The 18,409-nt window shown below is 67.8% G+C and carries 22 protein-coding genes; 5 read left to right on the forward strand and 17 right to left on the reverse strand.

Annotated elements, in window-relative coordinates; genetic code table 11:
• Positions 1-13: 13 nt before the first annotated feature.
• A complete protein-coding gene (locus JL11_RS16305) occupies positions 14-499 on the reverse strand; it encodes a peroxiredoxin (RefSeq protein WP_054766584.1) in 486 nt (161 codons plus the stop codon).
• A 114-nt stretch (positions 500-613) separates the two neighbouring features.
• Between JL11_RS16305 and JL11_RS16310 the strand changes: the two genes are divergently transcribed.
• Complete coding sequence (locus JL11_RS16310) at positions 614-1,183, forward strand: YqgE/AlgH family protein (RefSeq protein ID WP_054767044.1); 570 nt, start codon at positions 614-616, stop codon at positions 1,181-1,183.
• A 7-nt stretch (positions 1,184-1,190) separates the two neighbouring features.
• On the opposite strand, the gene JL11_RS16315 is transcribed toward JL11_RS16310, so the two are convergent.
• The 3 genes from JL11_RS16315 to JL11_RS16325 form a co-directional block, all read right to left on the reverse strand.
• Positions 1,191-1,643 (reverse strand): MarR family winged helix-turn-helix transcriptional regulator, encoded by a 453-nt coding sequence (locus JL11_RS16315; protein ID WP_054766585.1) that lies wholly within the window; start codon positions 1,641-1,643, stop codon positions 1,191-1,193.
• Positions 1,644-2,039: 396 nt separating this feature from the next.
• Positions 2,040-3,731 carry a bifunctional protein-serine/threonine kinase/phosphatase gene (locus JL11_RS16320; RefSeq protein WP_054766586.1) on the reverse strand — a complete coding sequence of 564 codons (1,692 nt, stop codon included), beginning with the start codon at positions 3,729-3,731 and terminating at the stop codon, positions 2,040-2,042.
• 19 nt (positions 3,732-3,750) lie between these two features.
• A complete protein-coding gene (locus tag JL11_RS16325) occupies positions 3,751-4,272 on the reverse strand; it encodes a TetR/AcrR family transcriptional regulator (RefSeq protein WP_054766587.1) in 522 nt (173 codons plus the stop codon).
• 155 nt (positions 4,273-4,427) lie between these two features.
• Here JL11_RS16325 and JL11_RS16330 point away from each other — a divergent pair, with 155 nt between their 5' ends.
• Positions 4,428-4,781 carry a VOC family protein gene (locus tag JL11_RS16330; RefSeq protein WP_054766588.1) on the forward strand — a complete coding sequence of 118 codons (354 nt, stop codon included), beginning with the start codon at positions 4,428-4,430 and terminating at the stop codon, positions 4,779-4,781.
• Between the two features lie 4 nt (positions 4,782-4,785).
• Here JL11_RS16330 and JL11_RS16335 read toward each other — a convergent pair whose 3' ends face one another.
• Together JL11_RS16335 and JL11_RS16340 are read right to left on the reverse strand one after the other, a co-directional pair.
• Entirely contained in the window at positions 4,786-6,453 is a 1,668-nt protein-coding gene (locus JL11_RS16335; RefSeq protein WP_054766589.1) for a putative bifunctional diguanylate cyclase/phosphodiesterase, read from the reverse strand.
• A gap of 13 nt (positions 6,454-6,466) precedes the next feature.
• Positions 6,467-7,069, reverse strand: a complete 603-nt coding sequence (locus JL11_RS16340; RefSeq protein WP_054766590.1) for a GNAT family N-acetyltransferase — start codon at positions 7,067-7,069, stop codon at positions 6,467-6,469.
• Between the two features lie 111 nt (positions 7,070-7,180).
• Between JL11_RS16340 and JL11_RS16345 the strand changes: the two genes are divergently transcribed.
• On the forward strand, positions 7,181-8,578 hold the full coding sequence (locus tag JL11_RS16345) for a DUF1800 domain-containing protein (RefSeq protein WP_054766591.1): 1,398 nt from the start codon (positions 7,181-7,183) through the stop codon (positions 8,576-8,578).
• Positions 8,575-9,756 (forward strand): DUF1501 domain-containing protein, encoded by a 1,182-nt coding sequence (locus tag JL11_RS16350; RefSeq protein ID WP_054766592.1) that lies wholly within the window; start codon positions 8,575-8,577, stop codon positions 9,754-9,756. Before JL11_RS16345 ends, JL11_RS16350 begins: the two co-directional genes overlap by 4 nt.
• Before the next feature lie 16 nt (positions 9,757-9,772).
• Here JL11_RS16350 and JL11_RS16355 read toward each other — a convergent pair whose 3' ends face one another.
• Entirely contained in the window at positions 9,773-9,964 is a 192-nt protein-coding gene (locus JL11_RS16355) for a hypothetical protein (RefSeq protein ID WP_007443424.1), read from the reverse strand.
• A 236-nt stretch (positions 9,965-10,200) separates the two neighbouring features.
• Between JL11_RS16355 and JL11_RS16360 the strand changes: the two genes are divergently transcribed.
• A complete protein-coding gene (locus JL11_RS16360; protein ID WP_008260410.1) occupies positions 10,201-10,413 on the forward strand; it encodes a cold-shock protein in 213 nt (70 codons plus the stop codon).
• Between the two features lie 96 nt (positions 10,414-10,509).
• Here the strand turns inward: JL11_RS16360 and JL11_RS16365 are convergent, their stop codons facing one another.
• The 10 genes from JL11_RS16365 to ctaD form a co-directional block, all read right to left on the reverse strand.
• Positions 10,510-11,064, reverse strand: coding sequence for an NADPH-dependent FMN reductase (locus JL11_RS16365; protein ID WP_054766593.1), 555 nt, complete (start codon positions 11,062-11,064; stop codon positions 10,510-10,512).
• A 64-nt stretch (positions 11,065-11,128) separates the two neighbouring features.
• The gene (locus JL11_RS16370) at positions 11,129-12,343 is read right to left on the reverse strand and encodes a M16 family metallopeptidase (protein ID WP_156314219.1); all 1,215 of its coding nucleotides are present in this window, start codon (positions 12,341-12,343) and stop codon (positions 11,129-11,131) included.
• A 50-nt stretch (positions 12,344-12,393) separates the two neighbouring features.
• Positions 12,394-13,095, reverse strand: a complete 702-nt coding sequence (locus tag JL11_RS16375; protein ID WP_054766595.1) for an SURF1 family protein — start codon at positions 13,093-13,095, stop codon at positions 12,394-12,396.
• On the reverse strand, positions 13,092-13,487 hold the full coding sequence (locus JL11_RS16380; RefSeq protein ID WP_082382741.1) for a DUF983 domain-containing protein: 396 nt from the start codon (positions 13,485-13,487) through the stop codon (positions 13,092-13,094). Before JL11_RS16380 ends, JL11_RS16375 begins: the two co-directional genes overlap by 4 nt.
• The gene (locus JL11_RS16385; protein ID WP_054766596.1) at positions 13,484-14,392 is read right to left on the reverse strand and encodes a cytochrome c oxidase subunit 3; all 909 of its coding nucleotides are present in this window, start codon (positions 14,390-14,392) and stop codon (positions 13,484-13,486) included. The genes JL11_RS16380 and JL11_RS16385 overlap by 4 nt, the downstream gene beginning before the upstream one ends.
• A 119-nt stretch (positions 14,393-14,511) precedes the next feature.
• Complete coding sequence (locus JL11_RS16390; RefSeq protein WP_054766597.1) at positions 14,512-14,931, reverse strand: NUDIX domain-containing protein; 420 nt, start codon at positions 14,929-14,931, stop codon at positions 14,512-14,514.
• Positions 14,931-15,479, reverse strand: a complete 549-nt coding sequence (locus JL11_RS16395; protein WP_054766598.1) for a cytochrome c oxidase assembly protein — start codon at positions 15,477-15,479, stop codon at positions 14,931-14,933. Before JL11_RS16395 ends, JL11_RS16390 begins: the two co-directional genes overlap by 1 nt.
• A complete protein-coding gene (locus tag JL11_RS17785; protein ID WP_182714420.1) occupies positions 15,476-15,649 on the reverse strand; it encodes a hypothetical protein in 174 nt (57 codons plus the stop codon). The genes JL11_RS16395 and JL11_RS17785 overlap by 4 nt, the downstream gene beginning before the upstream one ends.
• Positions 15,650-15,652: 3 nt before the next feature.
• Positions 15,653-16,636: a heme o synthase gene (cyoE, locus tag JL11_RS16400; protein WP_054766599.1), complete on the reverse strand. Its 984-nt coding sequence runs from the start codon at positions 16,634-16,636 to the stop codon at positions 15,653-15,655.
• An 86-nt stretch (positions 16,637-16,722) separates the two neighbouring features.
• Entirely contained in the window at positions 16,723-18,402 is a 1,680-nt protein-coding gene (gene ctaD / locus JL11_RS16405) for a cytochrome c oxidase subunit I (protein WP_054766600.1), read from the reverse strand.
• Positions 18,403-18,409 lie beyond the last annotated feature (7 nt).

An 18,409-nucleotide genomic window follows, 5' to 3' on the forward strand; every position in this document is an offset into this window, starting at 1 on the left:
GGCCCGATCCCGATCAGAGTTGGGCCAGCAGATGCTCGGCCGAGGAGACCTTGAACTCGCCGCCCTGTTCGACGTTCAGCTCGGTCACGACGCCGTCCTTGACCAGCATCGAATAGCGTTGCGACCGCTCGCCCAGGCCGAAGCCCGAGCCGTCGAGCACCAGGCCGAGCGCGCGGGTCAGTTCGCCGTTGCCGTCCGCCAGCATGACGATCGAGCCGTCTTCCACGCCCTGGCTCTCGGCCCAGGCCTTCATCACAAAGGCGTCGTTGACGGAGAGGCAGGCGACGACGTCGACGCCCTTGCCCTTGAAGGCGTCCAGATTGTCCTTGAAGCCCGGCAGGTGACGGGCCGAGCAGGTGGGGGTGAAGGCGCCGGGGACGGCGAACAGCGCCACGGTCTTGCCGGCGAAGACGTCGGCGGTGTTGACGGGCTTGGGGCCTTCCGCCGTGGCCTGGGCGAAGGTCGCCTCGGGAATGCGGTCGCCGATCTGGATGGTCATGGAATCTCTCCGCGCGGGTTGGCTTGGGTGCGCCTGCGACAGATAGCGGCCGACGCCGCCAAGACAAGCGCAGCGCGCTTGCGCCGGGCCCATTCAGCCCCGATTATGGAAACCATGACCGACGCCTCCTCCCTGACGGGCCGTCTTCTGGTCGCCATGCCCGGCATCGGCGATCCCCGGTTCGAACACGCCGTAATTCTGATCTGCGCCCATGGGCCGGACCACGCCATGGGTCTGAGGCTCGACCGGCCCGCCCAGGGAATCGATCTGAAGGCGGTGCTGGACAAGCTGGACACGCCCGCGCCGGAACAGTCCGTGGGCCGTCCGGTTCTGATGGGCGGGCCGGTCGAGCGCGAACGCGGCTTCGTCCTGCACACCGACGACTGGAGCGTGGGGGACGACACCCTGCCCTTCGGCGACGGCCTGGCCATGACGGGGACGCGCGAGGCCCTGGCGGCGATGACCGACACGGTCATGGGACCGCGCCACGCCACCTTGCTGCTCGGCTACGCCGGCTGGGGCGAGGGGCAGTTGGAAGACGAACTGGCCGATAACGTCTGGCTGACCACGGAAGCGGACCTGGACCTGATCTTCGACAGCGATCACCAGACCAAATGGATCCGCGCCCTGGCCCGCATGGGCGTGGACGCCGGCCGGCTGTCAGCCCAGGGCGGGCGGGCCTGATCGCCGATCAGGCGTCCCCGTCCGCGTCCTCCTCCTCGTCCGGTTGCGCATCCTCGTTCAGCGCGCCGTTCAGAGGTGCGGCGATGCGCGCGGCCAGCAGGCTCAAGACCTTCAAGGCGATGTCCAGCTCTTCCTGAGAGAGGCCCTGGAACAGGATGTCGCGATCCCGCGCCGCCATGGCTTCGGACTGTTCAAGCGCCTGATAGCCCCGAGGCTCCAGCTTGATCGTATTGGCCCGGCCGTCGCCGGGTCGACGCTGTTTGGAAATCAGCCCGTCGGCCAGCAGACGCGCGACGCGACGCGACAGGGTCGGTTCCGAGATTTGAAGACTGGCGGCGAGCTCCGCCTGGGTCATGCCGTCGGGCGCGGTCTTCAGGACGCGAAGAGGAGCTCTTTGGGCGTTCGTATAGCCGGCGGATTTGAAGAGACGGGCGGCGCGCGCTGTAAAACGGCGCGCCACTAGTGCCGTCTTTTGGCTGATCAACAGTTGCGTCAAGGACCTTTGGCTCACATTATCTCCGTCTGACGCCCCGATACTCAACTGTTCCAATTTACTCTCTACAACGGCATCTTGCATACGTAAGGACCACGCTGAACAGGCTGACGGAAAGGCCGCCGTCAATCACTAAGCATTTTCCAATCCCCTAGTCTGGGGCGCGGATACACGCAAGACTATGTCTCCTTCGAGTTGAAAATTGAGATATAATCTCGCTGAGACGCCTTAGCCATGCAACCGTTCTGCTCCACGATTAAGGCGACAGCGTTTACATCTCCACCACAGTTACCTAAGTAAGACTGCATATAATGCGGCGCTGAATACTTGCGCGCACAACAATGACACCGGGAGCATTCCCCCTTAGCGTGTCGCCAGCGAAATCAGCAGCAGCAGAACCAAAACCAGACAAGCCCCCTGCCAGAACCGCACCGGATCGCGCTCAATCAGCGACAGGGGGCGGGGGGCCGGGGCGGCCGCCGCGCTGCCGGTCTCGAGCACATGGATCAGTTCCTCGACGTCCTCGAACCGCTCGTCCGGATCGACGGCGACGGCCCGCAGGACGGCGGCCTCGAGCCAGGCGGGCATGTCCGGTCGGCGTCGCCCGGGCGGGGTCGGAGCGCGGTCGAAGCGCGGCGCGTCCGACGGATCCACCTCGCCCCAGGGATAGGCGCCGGTGAACAGCCGGTACAGGGTCACCCCCAAAGCGAACTGGTCGGTGGCGGCGCTCCCGCTTTCGCCGTCGTACATTTCGGGCGCCTTGAAACCGGCCGTGCCCGGCGCCTCGGCCTCGGCGAACTCCTCGGCCCGCTTCAGCCGGGCCACGCCCAGATCGACCAGCTTCAGCCCGCCGTTCGTCTCCAGGATCACATTGTCCGGCTTGATGTCGCGGTGGATCACCCCGGCCCGATGCAGGGCCGCCACCCCCCGCGCCAGCTTCAGGGCCACGCCGATCCCCTCGGCGATCTCGAACGGCCCCTCCTCGGCCAGGCGGGCATGCAGGGTCTGGCCCTGATAGAAGGGCTGGACGATATAGAGCCGGCTCTGGCGCCCCGCATCCGGCGTCAGCACCTTGCCGACGAAGGGGCTGTCGATCCGCCGGCCGATGAAGGCTTCGCGCAGGAAGGCCGTCCTCGCCCCCCGTTCCGACACCGCCGCCGGCTTTGGAAACTTCAGCACCACCCGTTCTTCGCCAGACCGCGCCAGGAACAGCCGCGTATAGCGGCCGTCGGCGACCAGCCGCTCCAGATGAAACCCGTCCACCGCCTCGCCCTGTTTCGGCGGCGGCAGGATGGCCAGGCCCTCGGCCTCGGCGGTGATCGCCTCCCAGTCGGGCGCCCCGACCCGAATGACGTCGAGGATCAGGACGGTGGCGTTGTCGCGCGCCCCCGCCTCGGCGACCTCGTCCAGAATGGCCTGGGCGTCGGCGTCGGGCGATCCACGCCGTGCCAGCAGCCGCGCCAGGGCGGCCTCGTCCAGCACCCCGTGCACCCCGTCCGTGGTCAGCATCAACCGGTCGTGCGGCTGCAGCTCCACATGGCGCACGTCCAGCTTCACGTCCGCCTCGATGCCGACGGCGCGGTACAGCACATGGCTCAGCCCCTGCTGGGCCCGGGTGTGATCCTCGGTCAGCCGGGTCAGCACCCTGTCGCGGAAATGCCAGGCCCGACTGTCCCCCACATGAAGCGCCACCGCCTCACGTCCCCGTAGGATCAGGGCGGTGAAGGTGGTCGCCGCCGCCTCCATGGCCGGATCGATCTTGCCCCGCGCATGGAGCCAGCGGTTGAAGCCCCTCAGCGCCTTGATCCCGTTGGCGGCGATGCCGTTCAGCGGGTTCTGATCCAGATAGCCGTCGATAAAGCTGCGCGTCGTCAGCTCGGCCGCCATCCGCCCAGCCTTCGATCCCGACACCCCGTCGGCGATGACGGCCACGACCCCATGCTCGCGCTGCTCGGCCGCCGTGCCCAGATGCACCCCGCCGAAATCCTGATTGTCCGCCTTCGGCCCTTGCGCGGTGGCGAAACCGGCGGCGATTTCCAGTCTGGCGTCGGTCATGGGTCTCACTGTTCCCCGTTCAACGAACGCCGACAAGGGCCTTGGCGAGGGCGTCTGAACCGCAAGAAACTTCGCCGACCAGCCATGTGTGCAACATAACGAGTTGGCGGGCCGCTGCACCTCTGGCGGCAAGCGACGCCGGAACCCCCTCAGCGACACGCGATTCGGCAAACCCTTCTATCATCGCGGCCAGTCTGCGCTGAAGCCGCGCCGACAATGGGGGCTCGAAGAGGTGACGAACGAGCGCGCGCCTTTCCCAAAGGTGATCCAACATAATACGCAAGCGCGCGGTATTGCCCCGTCCTGCGCCGGCCAGCGCCAAGGGCGCGAGGATCGGCTCCACGACGGCTTCAAGCACTGCCGTCTTGCTGGGAAAATGCTCATAGAAGGTCGACCGCCCGACGCCGGCGGCCTGGATCAGATCCGTCGTTCGGATGGCGGCGTACCGCCGATCAGACATCAGGCGGATCAGGGCGTCGGTAATCGCCTGCCGCGTGTTCTTGCGGCGCCCGTCCCCCCCCTGTGTCTCGTCCTCGATCATGCAGACAACCTAGACGACCCGAGGCGCAGCAATCAGGGCTTTCCAGGGTTTCCGGACAAGATGGGCCGACTGTCCGGAAACGGCCGAATAGCTGGCCGCGCGGGTTTCGCGAGGATCGGACACACGGCATCATCGACCCTTAATCGGAGCCGCCAATGACCGCACAACATCACGTCGTCGCCATCGTGCCCGCACGCGACATGGACGTCAGCGAAGCCTTCTATCGCCGCCTCGGCTTCACGGTCGTCAGCGACTATGGCGATTATCGCCTGATGGAAGATGGACGTGGAGGACGTCTTCACCTGAACCTCACGCCCGGCTGGCCCGCCAGGATCGAGGACAACGCCCTTGGCCTCTACCTCTATGTCGAGGATGTGGACGCCGCCGCCGAAAAGGTGCGTGAGCTCATCATCGGCGTCGGGCCGGAAATGAAGCCGTGGGGCATGTACGAGTTCGCCGTCAGCGACCCCAACGGCGCGCTCATTCGCGTGGGTCGAGAACCGGACTGACGCCCTAGGCCGACCGCTGCTTCAGCGGCGCCGTGCCGTCGGCCAGGCTTTCGGCCAGATAGACCTCGGCTTCCTGGGCAGGCAGCGCCGGGGCATAGCCGAAGCCCTGGCCGTAGTGGCACTGGGCGTCCAGCAGCAGGGCGGCCAGTTCGGCGTTCTCGACCCCTTCGGCGACGACCTCCAGCGACAGGTCGCGGCCCAGGTTGACGACCGACTTGACGATCTTGGCCGAGCCCTCGTCCTTGTTCATCGTCAGGACGAAATAGCGGTCGATCTTCAGCGTATCGAACGGCAGGCGCGCCAGGTACGACAGCGACGAGAAGCCGGTGCCGAAATCGTCCAGGGCCAGCGACGCCCCGACGTCCTTCAGCGACTGCAGCACCTCGGCGGCGCGGGCGGTGTCGCGCATGATGTCGCCCTCGGTGACTTCCAGCTTCAGGGCGCCGCGGGGCAGGCCCGCCTCCCGGATAACCCGCGCCACGTCCTCGCACAGATGCGGCCGTTCGATCTCGCCGACCGACAGGTTCACGCTGCAGAACAGCTTTCCGGCCAGGGGGTGACGCTGAATCCACTCCGCCAGTTGCCGCGCCGACTGGGTCATCATCAGCAGACCCAGCTCGTTCATCATCCCCAGGTCGGCCGTCAGGCCCAGGAACTCGTCCGGCGGCACCAGGCCCCGCCGGGGATGACGCCAGCGCGCCAGGGCCTCAAAGCCCGCCACGGCGCCGGTCTTCAGGTTCACGATCGGCTGGAAGAAGGGGGTGATCTCGCCGCGCACGAAGGCGTTTCTCAGATCCGCCTCCAGCGCCAGTCGGCTCAGGGAATCGCTTTCCAGGGCGCGCCCATAGGCGGCCGACCCGCCCCGCCCGGCCGCCTTGGCCGATTCCACCGCCAGCTCGACCCGGCGCAGCAGTTCTGAGGCGTCGGGCGCATCCGGCCCGCCCTCGACGATGACGGCGCCGATCGAGACGGTGGGATAGATGTCGAAACCCGCCACCCGCAGCGGCTGTTCCAGCGCCTCGCGCACCCGATAGCTGGTGTGAGAGGCGGTCTTGGGCACGATGATGGCGAACTCGTCCTCGCCGATCCGCGCGGCCGCGGCGTCCTTGGGGAAGGCGGCGGCGAGGCGCGACCCCAGGGCCGACAGCACCAGATCCGTCCGCTCATGGCCCAGGGCCTCGTTCAGACGACGCAGACGGTCCACGTCGCCGACGACCAATTCATATTCGCCCGCCTGGGTCAGCACCTCGCCGACGCGGGCGATGAAGGCGCGACGGTCCAGAAGGCCGGTCAGGGCGTCGCGGTCCGAACCGGTGAACTTGGCCTCCAGAGCGACGACGCCGGCGGCCCGCAGGCCGTCCTCCAGCCACACGCCGCGCCACAGGCAGGTCTCGGCTCCGCGCATCCGCAGGCGCACCGAGATTTCGGCGCCCTCTTCCTGCGGTTTCAGCATCTTCTCGGCCAGCGACCGATCCTGCGGCAGGGTCGAGGCGACGAAGCCGGCGCCTGAACATTCCGGCGCCAGGGGGCCCAGCCCCAGGGCGCGGGTGGCGCCGGTGAAACGCAGCTGATCCTCGGCCGGCGTCCAGACCCACAGGGCCGTATCGGCCGCCGCCAGGGCCTCGATGGCGGCGGTGGCGTCCCAGGCCAGCGAGCGAGGTCGCGCGTTCACAGCAGTCGTTCCCTCAAGACGACCCCCGGCCGCCGCGATCAAACTCGTCCTCCACGAGGCCGAACAGCAGATGATCTGCCCAATCGCCGTTAATTTTCAAATAAGCGCGGGCCAGACCCTCGTGCCGAAAGCCCGATTTCTCCAGAACGCGGCGCGATCCGTGGTTGCTGGGCAGGCAGGCGGCCTCCAGCCGGTGCAACTTCAGCCGTTCGAAACTGTAGGCGACCACGGCGCGCACCGCCGCCGTGCCATGGCCGCGTCCGGCGAAGGGCTGACCGATCCAGTAGCCCAGGGTGCCTGTCTCGGCCACGCCACGCCGCACGTTCGACAGGGTCACGGCCCCGACCAGGGTCTTGCCCTCGTCACTGAAGATGAAGAAGGGCCAGGCGTTGCCCAGCTCCATTTCCCGCGCATAGATCGACAGGCGACGGCGAAAGGCGCCCTTGCTCAGATCGTCCTCGGGCCAGGCCGGCTCCCACGGCTGGAGATAGTCGCGCGAGCCGTCCCGCAAACGCGACCAGGCGGCATAGTCCGCAGCGCGCGGTGGACGCAGCAGCACCCCCTCGCCCCGGACCACCGGCCCGGCCACATCGCTCATCCAGTCCAGCAGCGCCATCGCCTCCAGCGTAAAGCATGAACGCAAGGGGTGAAACCCGGCCGCGGTCCTCCAGCGACGGAGATTCGCACTCCACCCGTCGGACGGAGAGACCCGGCAAGGAGACCGCCCATGGCCGCATCCGCGATCGAAGCCGCCGTCGCCGTGACCCGGCTGGGCCTGGGCGCGCGTCCCGGCGAGATCGACCGCGTCGCCGCCGATCCCAGGGGTTGGGCGCTGAACCAGATCCGGTCCGAAGGCGCGCCCCAACCTTCCGGCGCCGCCGTCTCGACCGCCGAACGGATGGAGGCCTTCCTGGCCTATCAGGCCAGCGGGACCGGCCGGCGCGAGGCGGCGGCGCCCGGCGGCGCGCCCGATCCGACGGCCGAGGCCGCGCGTCAGGCCCGGCAGGCGGCGCGGCGCGCCATCACCGAGGACACGGGTCGCGGCTTTCTGGATCGGGTGCGTCTGGGCCTGGAGACCGACCAGGGGTTCGCCGAGCGCTGGGCCCTGTTCTGGGCCAACGCCCTGACCGTCTCGGCCGCCAAATTCACCGCCGGCGCCTTCGTCGACGCTTATGAGCGCGAGGCGATTCGCCCCCATGTCTTCGGCCGGTTCGAGGATCTGGTCCTCGCCGCCGAACAGCATCCGGCCATGCTTCTGTACCTTGACCAGGCCCGATCGGCCGGACCGGACAGCCGGGCCGGGGTGCGCCGCAGGCTGGGGCTGAACGAGAATCTGGCCCGCGAAATGCTGGAGCTGCATACGGTCGGCGCCGACGGCGGCTATGATCAGGCCGACGTCACCGAACTGGCCCGCGCCTTGACCGGCTGGTCGATCCCCCGCCAGCAGGATCGGCAGAGGGCGGACGGCGGCGGCTTCGTCTTCCGGCCGGAGATTCACGAACCCGGCGTCCGAACGGTCATGAGCCGGACCTACGCCCAGACCGGCCGCCGACAGGGCGAGGCCATATTGCGGGATCTGGCGCGCCATCCGGCCACGGCCAAGCGGCTGTCGCGGCGGATCGCGGCCCATTTCGTCGCCGACGATCCGCCCCCGGCCCTGGTCGCTCGGCTCGAGGCCGCCTGGACCGGATCTCAAGGCGATTTGGCCCAGGTCGCCCGCGCCCTGATCGAAGCGCCCGAGACCTGGACGTCGCAGGCCGCCAAGATCAAGACGCCCTATGAGTTCGTCGTCTCGACAGGGCGGGCTCTGGATGAAGGCCCCCAGCGCCCGCAGCGCCTGCGTCAGGCGCTGGTCGACATGGGCCAGCCGCCCTTCGCGCCGCCGTCGCCCGAGGGCTGGCCCGACACGGCCGCCGACTGGGCCGGGCCCGACGCCTTGGTCAAGCGGCTGAACTGGGCGCGGACCACCGCCGGCGCCGCCGTCGTCGCCGATGTGAACGCCGTCGCCCTCTCCGCCCTGGGCGGCCGAATGGGCGAGCGCACCCGCTCGGCCGTCGCCCGGGCCGAGAGCCGGCCCGAGGCCCTGACCCTTCTTCTGATGTCGCCGGAGTTCCAGCGCCGATGACCCTCTCGCCCCTCCACCGCCGCGCCTTTCTGGGCGGTTCCGCCGCCGGCCTCAGCCTGGCCTTCGCCGGCCGAACGGCGGCCCAGGCCAGGACGCCCGACAACAAGCTGATCGTGATCATCGCCCGGGGCGCGATGGACGGCCTGTCCGTCACCGTCCCCTACGCCGATCCGAACTATGCGGCCCTGCGCGGCGGCCTGGCCCTGGCCGAGCCCGGTCAGGCCGACGGGGCGTTGGCTTTGGCCGATGGTTTCGGCCTGCATCCGGCTCTCGGCGGCCTGCACGCCCTGTATCGTCGCGGCCAGATGCGGTTCGCGCCGGCCGTGGCCCTGCCTGTGCGGGTGCGGTCGCATTTCGACGCTCAGGACGTGCTGGAGAACGGCGGCGAAAGCCTGCGTCGTCAGGACGACGGCTGGCTGAACCGCGCCATCGTCGCAGCGGGCGGCCAGAGGCTGAGAGGCCTGTCGATCGGCGCCCAGACGCCCCTGATCCTGCGCGGCGACGCCCCCGTCTCCGGCTGGGCGCCGGGGGGACGGGTGCGTGAGGACGACCGGATCGCCGGCCTGCTGCAAGACCTCTATGTCGAGGATCCGTTGCTGGGGCAAAGCCTGGCGCGCGGGCTGGCGACCGAGGAACGGGCGGCCCTGGACGGCGCCGGTGGGCGGGTCGGGCGCAATGACGCCCAGGCCCTGGGTCAGGCGGTGGCGCGACTGATGGCCGGAACCGAGGGGGCGAACGTCGTCGCCCTGTCGCTGGACGGATGGGACACCCATGCGGGCCAGAGGGCGCAGCTCCAGACCCGGCTCACCGGCCTGGACCGGCTAATCGCTGGGCTGGAGAACGGGCTGGGCGAGGACTGGCGGCGCACGGTCGTGGTGGTGGCCACCGAATTCGGCCGCACCGCCCGCGCCAACGGCACGGGGGGCACCGATCACGGCACGGCGTCTTCGCTGATCCTGGCGGGCGGCGCCGTTCGACCGGGCGGCCTGATCGGCGACTGGCCCGGCCTGGCCGACAACCGTCTGTTCGAGGGGCGCGACCTTGCGCCGACCCTGGACGTGCGCGCCGTCTTCAAGGGGGTTCTGCGCGATCACCTGGGCCTGGACCGCGCCCAGCTGGACACGCACGTCTTTCCCGACAGCGCCGCCGAGGCGCCGGCGATCGACGGTCTGGCCTGATGTCAGGCCGTTTCTTTCAGGCCGCTTCGGGCGTCGTCTGTTTGCAGATGCGGTTCAGGTCCGCCCGGATCGAACTGCCCTGGAAGTGGGAGATGTCGGCGCTGGAATAGCCCTCGGCCGACAGGGCCTTGACCACATCGCCGGTGTTCAGACATTCGGGGGTGCGGGCAAGCTGATAGGCGCGCTCGACCACATGGGTGCGATTCATGACACAAGACCTTTCGTGAGCCGTAACAACGCCTTGGAAGCGCAGCTGTTCCGCCGCTCAGACGCCATAATACGCCCCGCCTTGCTTTTGTCGGAAAAGCCTGCGCTAATAAGCCTCGTCGATCTCTCTGCGTAACGCCCACTCTCCTTGCGAACGCATGAGTCCAGGCCGATCCCATTCAGACCCGACAGGCCGCAGGGACGTTCCCTCGGTCAACTTCTAACGGAGGTCTCAAAATGGCTACCGGCACTGTCAAATGGTTCAACCCGACCAAGGGTTACGGCTTCATCCAACCCGACGACGGCGGCAAGGACGTCTTCGTCCACATCTCGGCCGTCGAAGGCGCGGGCCTGCGCGGCCTGGATGAAAACCAGAAGGTTTCCTACGAGCTGGAACGCGACAAGCGTTCGGGCAAGGAATCCGCTGGCCAGCTGCAAACCATCGGCTGATTTCAGCTTCACGGCTGATTTGGCGACGGCGGCTCCTCACGGAGCCGCCGTTTTCAATTGGAGCGTCCGCGCTCTTTTGACGTCATCCTGGCGAGACTATTTGGTCTTCTCGATCCACCCCGCGAACGCGTCGAGGAACCCCTTCAGGAACTCCCGCGTCCCCTCGTTCTTCAGCCTCCCATCTTCCTCGTTCAGCAGGCCGGCGACATTGCCCACATAGGCTTCGGGCTGCTGCATGGTCGGCATGTTCAGAAAGACTAGGGGCTGGCGCAGGTGGTGGTTGGCGCCGAAGGCCCCGATGGCGCCGGGCGAGACGCTGACGATGGCGGCCGGCTTGCCCGCCCAGATGCTGTCGCCATAGGGGCGCGAGCCGACGTCCAGGGCGTTCTTCAGCGCCCCAGGGATCGAGCGATTATATTCCGGCGTCACGAACAGCACGGCCTGAACCGCCGCCATTTCCGCCCGAAACCGGGTCCAGGCGGCCGGCGGCGTCTCCGTCTCCAGATCGGGGTTATAGAGCGGCAGGTCGCCGATCTCGACCGGCTCCACCTCCAGCTCGGGCGCGGCCATGGCCTTCATCTCCAGCCCGACGGCGCGAGAATAGGACCCCTCGCGCAGACTGCCGACGATCAAGGCGACGCGGACGGACATGGGGCGGCTCCGGATTGTGAGGGTCAAGCGTCAGCATAACCGATGACGACGCAGGATGTTCCCCTTAGGCCCTGAACAGCGCCGCCGCGAAGGCCTCGCCCGCCGGCGCCGCCGACTTCGGTCCCAGGACGGCGCTGGCCGCCTGTCGTCCCTCCAACAGACGTGCTCCCGCCGCCCGCACGTCCGCCACCGTCTGCGCTTCCAGCTGTTCGGTCATGGACAGGCTGGAGCGGGGCGCGCCGAAGATCAGGGTCTGGGCGGCGTTGCGGCCGGCCCGGCTCATCGGGTTTTCGTCCGACATCCACAGACCCGCCTTCATCACCGCCTTGGCGCGCGACAGCTCCTTTTCGGTCGGCCCGGTTTCGGCCAGGGCCCGCACCTCGGCCGCGGCCACCTGGGCCAACTCTTTCGCCCGGTCCGCCGCTGCGCCCGCATAGATGCCCAGCACCCCGGCGTCCTCATAGGGCTCCTGATAGGCGTCGATGGCGTAGGCCAGGCCCCGCTCCTCGCGCGCGCTCTGGAACAGGCGCGAGGCCATGCCCCCGCCCAGGATTTCGCCGAACAGCCGCATGGCCGACAGGGCCGGATCGGTCGCCGACAGGGCCGGCAGCTGGAACACCAGATTGGCCTGTTCGATCTTGCGCGTCAGGGCCGCATGGCCGCCGACGAACAAGGCCGGCGCCGGCGCCTCGACCGGGGTCGCCACGGCCGCCCCGAACCAGCGCTCGGCCAGGGCCAGCAGTTCGCCCTCCTCCACCGCGCCCGAGACCGACACAACCATCCGGTCGGGCGAATACAGCCGCGCGCGCCAAATCTCGACGCTCGCCTTGTCCGCCGGCTTCAGACTGGCGACCGAGCCCAGGATCGGCCGACCCAACGGCTGGCCGGCGAAGGCCCGCGTCTGGGCCATCTCGAACACATGGTCGTCGGGCGTGTCGAAGGCCTCGGCGATCTCCTGGGCCACCACGTCCTTCTCGCGCTCGATCTCGGCCGGGTCCAGCGTGGGCCGGAACACCAGGTCCGACAGCACCTGCATGGCCAGCGGCAGCGACCCGTCCAGACCCCGCACCTCGAAACTGGTCCGCTCATAGCCGGTGGAGGCGTTGATCGTGCCGCCCTCGGCCTCGATCCGTTCGACGATCTCGCGGGCGGCCATGTCGCCGGCGCCCTTGAACACCAGATGCTCCAGCAGGTGCGACCAGCCGGAGCGATCCTCGGGCTCCCACCGCGCCCCGCCCTTGACGGTGACGACGACGGCGAGGGTCTTCAGGCCGGCCATGGGATCGCAGATGACGCGGACGCCGTTGGACAGGGTGTGCAGGGAAGCGGTCAGGAGATGTCCTTCTTATTCCGACGTCGGAGCAAGGCGACATAGAAGCCCAGGAGCGCGATCGCCAGTCCGAACCAGGTCAGGGCGTAGCCGAAATGATTGTTGGAAAAGGCCGCGGGCGGGGCGGAGGGCGTCAGGGCCGCAAACTCGGGATTGGTCTGGGTCACGGCGAACACCGCCTCGGGCCGCACCGACCCCTGAACCTTCAGAGCCTGGGCCATGGCGGCGGTGTCGCGCGCATAGAAGCGCCCGTTCGCCGGGGCCGGCGTCAGCCCGCCCGGCGGATCGAAGCGGCGGAACTCGCCGATCAGCACCAGGGGCAGGCTGGTCTCGATCACGCGCGGACGGGCCGAGACCCCGTCGGCGACGAAGCCCCGGTCGATCAGCAGGCTGAAAGCCGCTCCTGCCGGTTTGCACGCCGAGATCAGCCGCACCCCCGCCTGGCCCTCATGGATGGACTGAAGCTCGACATAGGGGGCGGTCGCCAGACCCGGACAGACGATCAGCGCCTTCCTGAACTCCAGGTCGCCGTCCGCCAGCACCTGATCCAGGGGCTCAGGCGGCTTGGCCGCCGCCGCCTCGGCCGCCGCGATCAGCCCTTCCTTCCACTTCAGCCGCTCGACCTGCCACAGACCCAGGCCGATCAGCAGGACCAGGGCCGCAGCCGTCGCCAGCGTCAGTATCCAAGGAAACCGCCTCACGTCTGATTCCTGTATTGCAGACCGATCATCAGCCCACGCCCCGGCCGCATCAGGGCCAGCGACAGGACGACCACCAGCGGCAGCCAGACGACCAGATGCAGCCACATCGGCGGATGGTATTTGATCTCAACGACCAGGGCCGAGAAGCCGACCGCGAAGCCGGCGATCTGCATGATGAAGCTGGCCGGGCCGTCGCCGGTCTGGATGGTCGAAAAGTCGAGGCCGCAGGTGTCGCATCCCGGCCGCACCTTCAGAAAGCCCGCAAACAGCCGCCCCTCGCCACAGCGCGGGCAGCGCCCTTTCAGCCCCGCCCGCACGGCGGAAACGGCGACGGCGGGAGACGATGGCTCGCCCCCCGCCGCCGGGATCTTGTCCGTGGTGTCCGGGATCAACCGAAGACGACGTAGACGAAGGCGAACAGGAACAGCCAGACCACGTCCACGAAGTGCCAGTACCAAGCCGCCGCCTCGAAGCCGAAATGCTTCTGCGGGGTGAAGTCGCCGGCCAGCAGACGGATCAGGCAGACGGTCAGGAAAATGGTTCCCACCAGCACGTGGAAGCCGTGGAAGCCCGTCGCCATGAAGAAGATCGAACCATAAAGGCCCGAGTTGACCGCTTCCTCGTTGAAGAACAGGTGCTCGTGCAGGATGTGGTTGTATTCGTAGGCCTGAACGCAGGTGAAGAAGACGCCCAGGATCACCGTCAGGACCAGGGCCAGCTTGGCGCCGCTGCGGTCGCCGACCTGGATCGCATGGTGGGCCCAGGTCACGGTGCAGCCGCTCAGCAGCAGGGTCACGGTGTTCAGCAGCGGCAGCTGCCACGGCGACAGAACCTCGACCCCCTTGGGCGGCCAGGTGGACCAGGCCTTGGCGGTGTCGGCCCAGGCGCCGACTTCCGGCGTCAGGGCGCGCGATTCGTGGAACAGCGCCATGTCGAAGAACATCCAGAAGAAGGCGACGAAGAACATCACCTCCGACGCGATGAACAGGATCATGCCGTAGCGCAGGCCGATCGAAACGACCGGCGTATGGTCCCCGCCCTTGGATTCCTTGATGACGTCCGACCACCAGCCGAACATGGACACCAGCACCCCCGCCAGGCCGGCGAAGAAGACGCCCGGCTTGCCCTCGGCCAGGAAGTTGGCGGCGATCGGACCGTTTTCGGCCGGGGCCAGCCCCTTCATCCAGATGACGGCGCCGATGAACATGATCGTCGCGGCGATCGAGGACACCAGCGGCCACGGACTGGGCGGCACGAGGTGATAGTCGTGATGCGGAGCGGCGTGCGCGTCGGCCATGCGTTTCATCTCTATCTTGGGCTGGCGATGAACTCGCCTTATCGGCCAGCTATAACCGCCGCTTTTGCAACACGCCAGTGGATCGGCGCCTTTCCGCCTTGATCCTGCACCGGACGGCCCTACTCCCGCGCCTCCAGGGCGGCGAACGCCTTGGCCGCGAACACCGACAGCGGCTGCGGCAGGGCGTCGAGCGCGAACCAGCCGATGTCCGACAGCTTGTCCGGCTCAGTCAGCCGGGGCTCGCCGGCGAAATCGCGCGTGACATAGATCAGCGACAGCCAGTGCTGCCCGTCCGTCGCGATGATTTCTTCGGTCCAGCACAGGAAGTCGACGGCGCCGATCGTCAGGCCGCTCTCCTCCTCCGCCTCACGCCGAGCGGCGTCTGCGGATCGTTCGCCCTGGTCGACCTTGCCGCCCACGATGTTCCAATGCCCCGCCTCGGGCGGCTTCAGCCGTTTGCACAGCAGCGCCCGCCCATCTGGCCGCTGAATCACCAGACCGCAGCCGACGCCGGGAAAGTCGACGCCGGGACGGGCCATCAGGCGTTCGGCCCCGTCGGCGCATCGACCGACGGATAGAAGGTGTAGCTCAGGGTGATTTCGCGCGCGCCCTTGGCCTCGCGGTCGGTGGCCAGTTCGGGCGCGATGAAATACTGGACCGGGAACTGGCGCGTCTCGCCCGCCGCCAGGGTCTGATCCTGGAAGCAGAAGCACTGCAGCTTCTGGAAATAGGGGCCGGTGTACTCCGGCACGACATTGTATCCGGCCCGCACCTGGATCGGCCGATCCGAGGTGTTGGTGACGTCGAAATAGGCCAGGCCCGTGGCGCCGATCCGCACCCTCTGGGTCGTCTGTTCGGCGCGGAAGGTCATGGGCAGGCCGCGCACATTGGTGTCGAACCGGACCAGCACCGTCTGGTCCAGCACCGTGTCCGGCGCCTTCTCCGCCCGACGCACCGTGCCGTCGAAGCCCGTGACCTGGCAGAACATCCGATAAAGCGGCACGGCGGCGAAGGCCGCGCCCGTCATCCCCATGACGCCCAGGACGCACAGGATGGCGATCAGATTCTGACGGCCCGGCTTCCTCATTGCGGTCCCGCCGTCGTCGCCGCCTCCAACAGGGCGCGTTCGGCCGCCTGATTCTGCTGCAGACGCAGGACGGTGGTGGCGAAGACCAGGACGATGAAGGCCACCAGGGCGGCCGCGATCCAGACGTTGCGCCGTTTGCGGGCGCGCAATTCTTCAGGCGTCAGACGCATGGCTCAGACTCCCAGGCCGGCTATGGCCTCGACCAGGAAGGCCGAGAACAGGGCGACCAGATACAGGATCGAAAAGGCGAACAGATCCCGCGCCGGTTTGGCCTGGACCTTGACCTCATACAATGCGGCCTCGCGTCCCACCGTGTCGGCCTTGTCGGGCTCGTCGCCGGCGCGCGAGCGATAAAGCCGCCAGGCCAGCCCCAGAAAGGCCAGGCCGCCGCCGACCGACACCACGGCGTAGATCAGCCCGCCCATGCCCACCAGGGCCGGCGCCACGGCCGAGGCGACGAAGATCAGCGAATAGATCAGGATCTGCAGCCGCGTAGACTTCGCCCCCCGCGCCACCGGCATCATCGGTATGCCCGCCTTGGCGTAGTCGCCGGCCGAATAGAGGGCCAAGGCCCAGGAGTGCGGCGGGGTCCACAGGAAGATGATCAGGAACAGCAGCCAGGCCTGCCACGGCGCCTGGCCCGTCGCCGCCGCCCAGCCGATCACCGGGGGAAAGGCGCCCGCCGCCCCGCCGATGACGATGTTCTGGGGCGTCCGCCGCTTCAGCAGCAGGGTGTAGAAGCCGGCGTAATAGACGATGGTCAGGGCCAGCAGCCCCGCCGCGAACCAGTTGGCGTTCATCCCCAGCAGCATGACCGAAAACAGGCTCAGGATGACGCCATAGGCCATCGCATCATTTTTCCGAACGCGCCCCGCCGCCACCGGCCGGCCGCGCGTGCGCCGCATCAGGGCGTCGGTCTCGCCCTCCAGCGCCATGTTCAGCGAACCGGCCGCGCCTGCGCCCACGGCGATGCACAGTATGGCGATGGCGGCGACCAGCGGGTTCATCGACCCCGGCGCCATGACCAGTCCGGTCGCGGCGGTGAAAACCACCACCGACATGACGCGCGGCTTCAGCAGCTGGAAGAAGTCTTCCGGCTGGGCGGTCGAAATCGCGGGACGGTCGTGAACGTCTTGGGACATGGGTGCGGGGGTCATGGATGGGACCGAATAACACACCCCAAAGCAGAAGGCCGCCCCTTCCGTGGAAAGAGCGGCCCTCCGTTCGGGATCTCAGCCCGGGATCAGTGCTCGTCGCCCTTGACCACCGGCAGTTCGTTGAACTGGTGCTGCGGCGGCGGCGAGGACAGGGTCCATTCCAGGGTCGTGGCGCCCTCGCCCCAGGGATTGGCGACGCCCGGACGGCGACGGATCGCGGCTTCCAGCAGCATGACCAGGAAGACCAGCACGCCGACGATGGTGATCGCATAGCCGATGGACGAGACCTGGTTCCACAGGGTGTAGGCGTCCGGATAGTCGATATAGCGACGCGGCATGGCCTGCAGGCCCAGGAAGTGCTGCGGGAAGAAGATCAGGTTCACGCCGACGAACATGATCCAGAAATGGGTCGCGCCGAGGAACTCGTTGTACTTCACCCCGAACATCTTCTCGAACCAGTAGTAGAAGCCCGCGAAGATGGCGAAGACGGCGCCCAGCGACAGCACATAGTGGAAGTGGGCCACGACGTAATAGGTGTCGTGCAGGCTGTAATCGATGCCGGCGTTGGACAGGACCACGCCCGTCACCCCGCCCACGGTGAACAGGAAGATGAAGCCGATGGCCCACAGCATGGGCGTCTTGAAGCTGATGGAGCCGCCCCACATGGTGGCGATCCAGCTGAAGATCTTCACCCCCGTCGGCACGGCGATGATCATGGTCGCGGCCACGAAATAGGCGCGCAGATTGATGCTCATCCCCACCGTGTACATGTGGTGGGCCCAGACGATGAAGCCGATGAAGCCGATGGCCACCATGGCGTAGGCCATGGCCAGGTATCCGAACACCGGCTTGCGGCTGAAGGTCGAGACGATGTGGCTGATGATGCCGAAGCCCGGCAGGATCAGGATGTACACTTCCGGGTGGCCGAAGAACCAGAACAGGTGCTGGTACATGATCGGGTCGCCGCCGCCGGCCGGGTCGAAGAAGTGGGTGCCGAAGTTGCGGTCGGTCAGCAGCATGGTGATGGCGCCGGCCAGCACCGGCAGCGACAGCAGCAGCAGGAAGGCGGTGATCAGCACCGACCAGGCGAACAGCGGCATCCGGTGCAGCGTCATGCCCGGCGCCCGCATGTTCAGGATCGTCGTGATGAAGTTGATCGCCCCCAGGATCGAGCTGGCGCCCGCCACGTGTAGGGCGAAGATGGCCAGATCAAACGCCGGGCCGACGTGGCCCGTGGTCGACAGGGGCGGATAGGCCGTCCAGCCCCCGCCGAAGCCCTTGCCCGGCCCGCCGTCGGTGAACATCGACAGAACCAGCAGCACCCAGGCCGCGACCAGCAGCCAGAAGGAGATGTTGTTCATGCGCGGGAAGGCCATGTCCGGCGCCCCGATCATGATCGGCACGAACCAGTTGCCGAAACCGCCGATCATGGCGGGCATGACCATGAAGAAGATCATGATCAGGGCGTGGGCCGTGACGGTGACGTTATAGCCGTGCTTGGACTGCTCGACGAGGCCCAGCAGCTGGATCGACGAGCCTTCCTTGAAGATCTGGATGCCCGGCTCGGCCAGTTCCCAGCGGATCAGGCCCGACAGGGCGCCCCCGACCACGCCCGCCATGATGGCGAACAGCAGGTACAGGGTGCCGATGTCCTTGTGGTTGGTCGACAGGAACCAGCGGGTGAAAAAGCCCGGCTTGTGGTCGTCGTGATGATGGGCCTCGGGCGCGTGAAGGGTGTCGCGGGTAGAAATCGTAGCGTCAGCCATGGAACTG

This window comes from Brevundimonas sp. DS20 (assembly GCF_001310255.1).
Classification (GTDB): domain Bacteria; phylum Pseudomonadota; class Alphaproteobacteria; order Caulobacterales; family Caulobacteraceae; genus Brevundimonas; species Brevundimonas aurantiaca.

Excerpts from the sequence above, each read along its gene's own strand:
- JL11_RS16305 (WP_054766584.1), bottom strand. The coding sequence starts at position 499 with ATGACCATCCAGATCGGCGACCGCATTCCCGAGGCGACCTTCGCCCAG.
- JL11_RS16310 (WP_054767044.1), top strand. The coding sequence starts at position 614 with ATGACCGACGCCTCCTCCCTGACGGGCCGTCTTCTGGTCGCCATGCCC.
- JL11_RS16320 (WP_054766586.1), bottom strand. The coding sequence starts at position 3,731 with ATGACCGACGCCAGACTGGAAATCGCCGCCGGTTTCGCCACCGCGCAA.
- JL11_RS16325 (WP_054766587.1), bottom strand. The coding sequence starts at position 4,272 with ATGATCGAGGACGAGACACAGGGGGGGGACGGGCGCCGCAAGAACACG.
- JL11_RS16330 (WP_054766588.1), top strand. The coding sequence starts at position 4,428 with ATGACCGCACAACATCACGTCGTCGCCATCGTGCCCGCACGCGACATG.
- JL11_RS16340 (WP_054766590.1), bottom strand. The coding sequence starts at position 7,069 with ATGGCGCTGCTGGACTGGATGAGCGATGTGGCCGGGCCGGTGGTCCGG.
- JL11_RS16345 (WP_054766591.1), top strand. The coding sequence starts at position 7,181 with ATGGCCGCATCCGCGATCGAAGCCGCCGTCGCCGTGACCCGGCTGGGC.
- JL11_RS16350 (WP_054766592.1), top strand. The coding sequence starts at position 8,575 with ATGACCCTCTCGCCCCTCCACCGCCGCGCCTTTCTGGGCGGTTCCGCC.
- JL11_RS16355 (WP_007443424.1), bottom strand. The coding sequence starts at position 9,964 with ATGAATCGCACCCATGTGGTCGAGCGCGCCTATCAGCTTGCCCGCACC.
- JL11_RS16360 (WP_008260410.1), top strand. The coding sequence starts at position 10,201 with ATGGCTACCGGCACTGTCAAATGGTTCAACCCGACCAAGGGTTACGGC.
- JL11_RS16365 (WP_054766593.1), bottom strand. The coding sequence starts at position 11,064 with ATGTCCGTCCGCGTCGCCTTGATCGTCGGCAGTCTGCGCGAGGGGTCC.
- JL11_RS16370 (WP_156314219.1), bottom strand. The coding sequence starts at position 12,343 with ATGGCCGGCCTGAAGACCCTCGCCGTCGTCGTCACCGTCAAGGGCGGG.
- JL11_RS16385 (WP_054766596.1), bottom strand. The coding sequence starts at position 14,392 with ATGGCCGACGCGCACGCCGCTCCGCATCACGACTATCACCTCGTGCCG.
- JL11_RS16390 (WP_054766597.1), bottom strand. The coding sequence starts at position 14,931 with ATGGCCCGTCCCGGCGTCGACTTTCCCGGCGTCGGCTGCGGTCTGGTG.
- JL11_RS16395 (WP_054766598.1), bottom strand. The coding sequence starts at position 15,479 with ATGAGGAAGCCGGGCCGTCAGAATCTGATCGCCATCCTGTGCGTCCTG.
- JL11_RS17785 (WP_182714420.1), bottom strand. The coding sequence starts at position 15,649 with ATGCGTCTGACGCCTGAAGAATTGCGCGCCCGCAAACGGCGCAACGTC.
- cyoE (WP_054766599.1), bottom strand. The coding sequence starts at position 16,636 with ATGACCCCCGCACCCATGTCCCAAGACGTTCACGACCGTCCCGCGATT.
- ctaD (WP_054766600.1), bottom strand. The coding sequence starts at position 18,402 with ATGGCTGACGCTACGATTTCTACCCGCGACACCCTTCACGCGCCCGAG.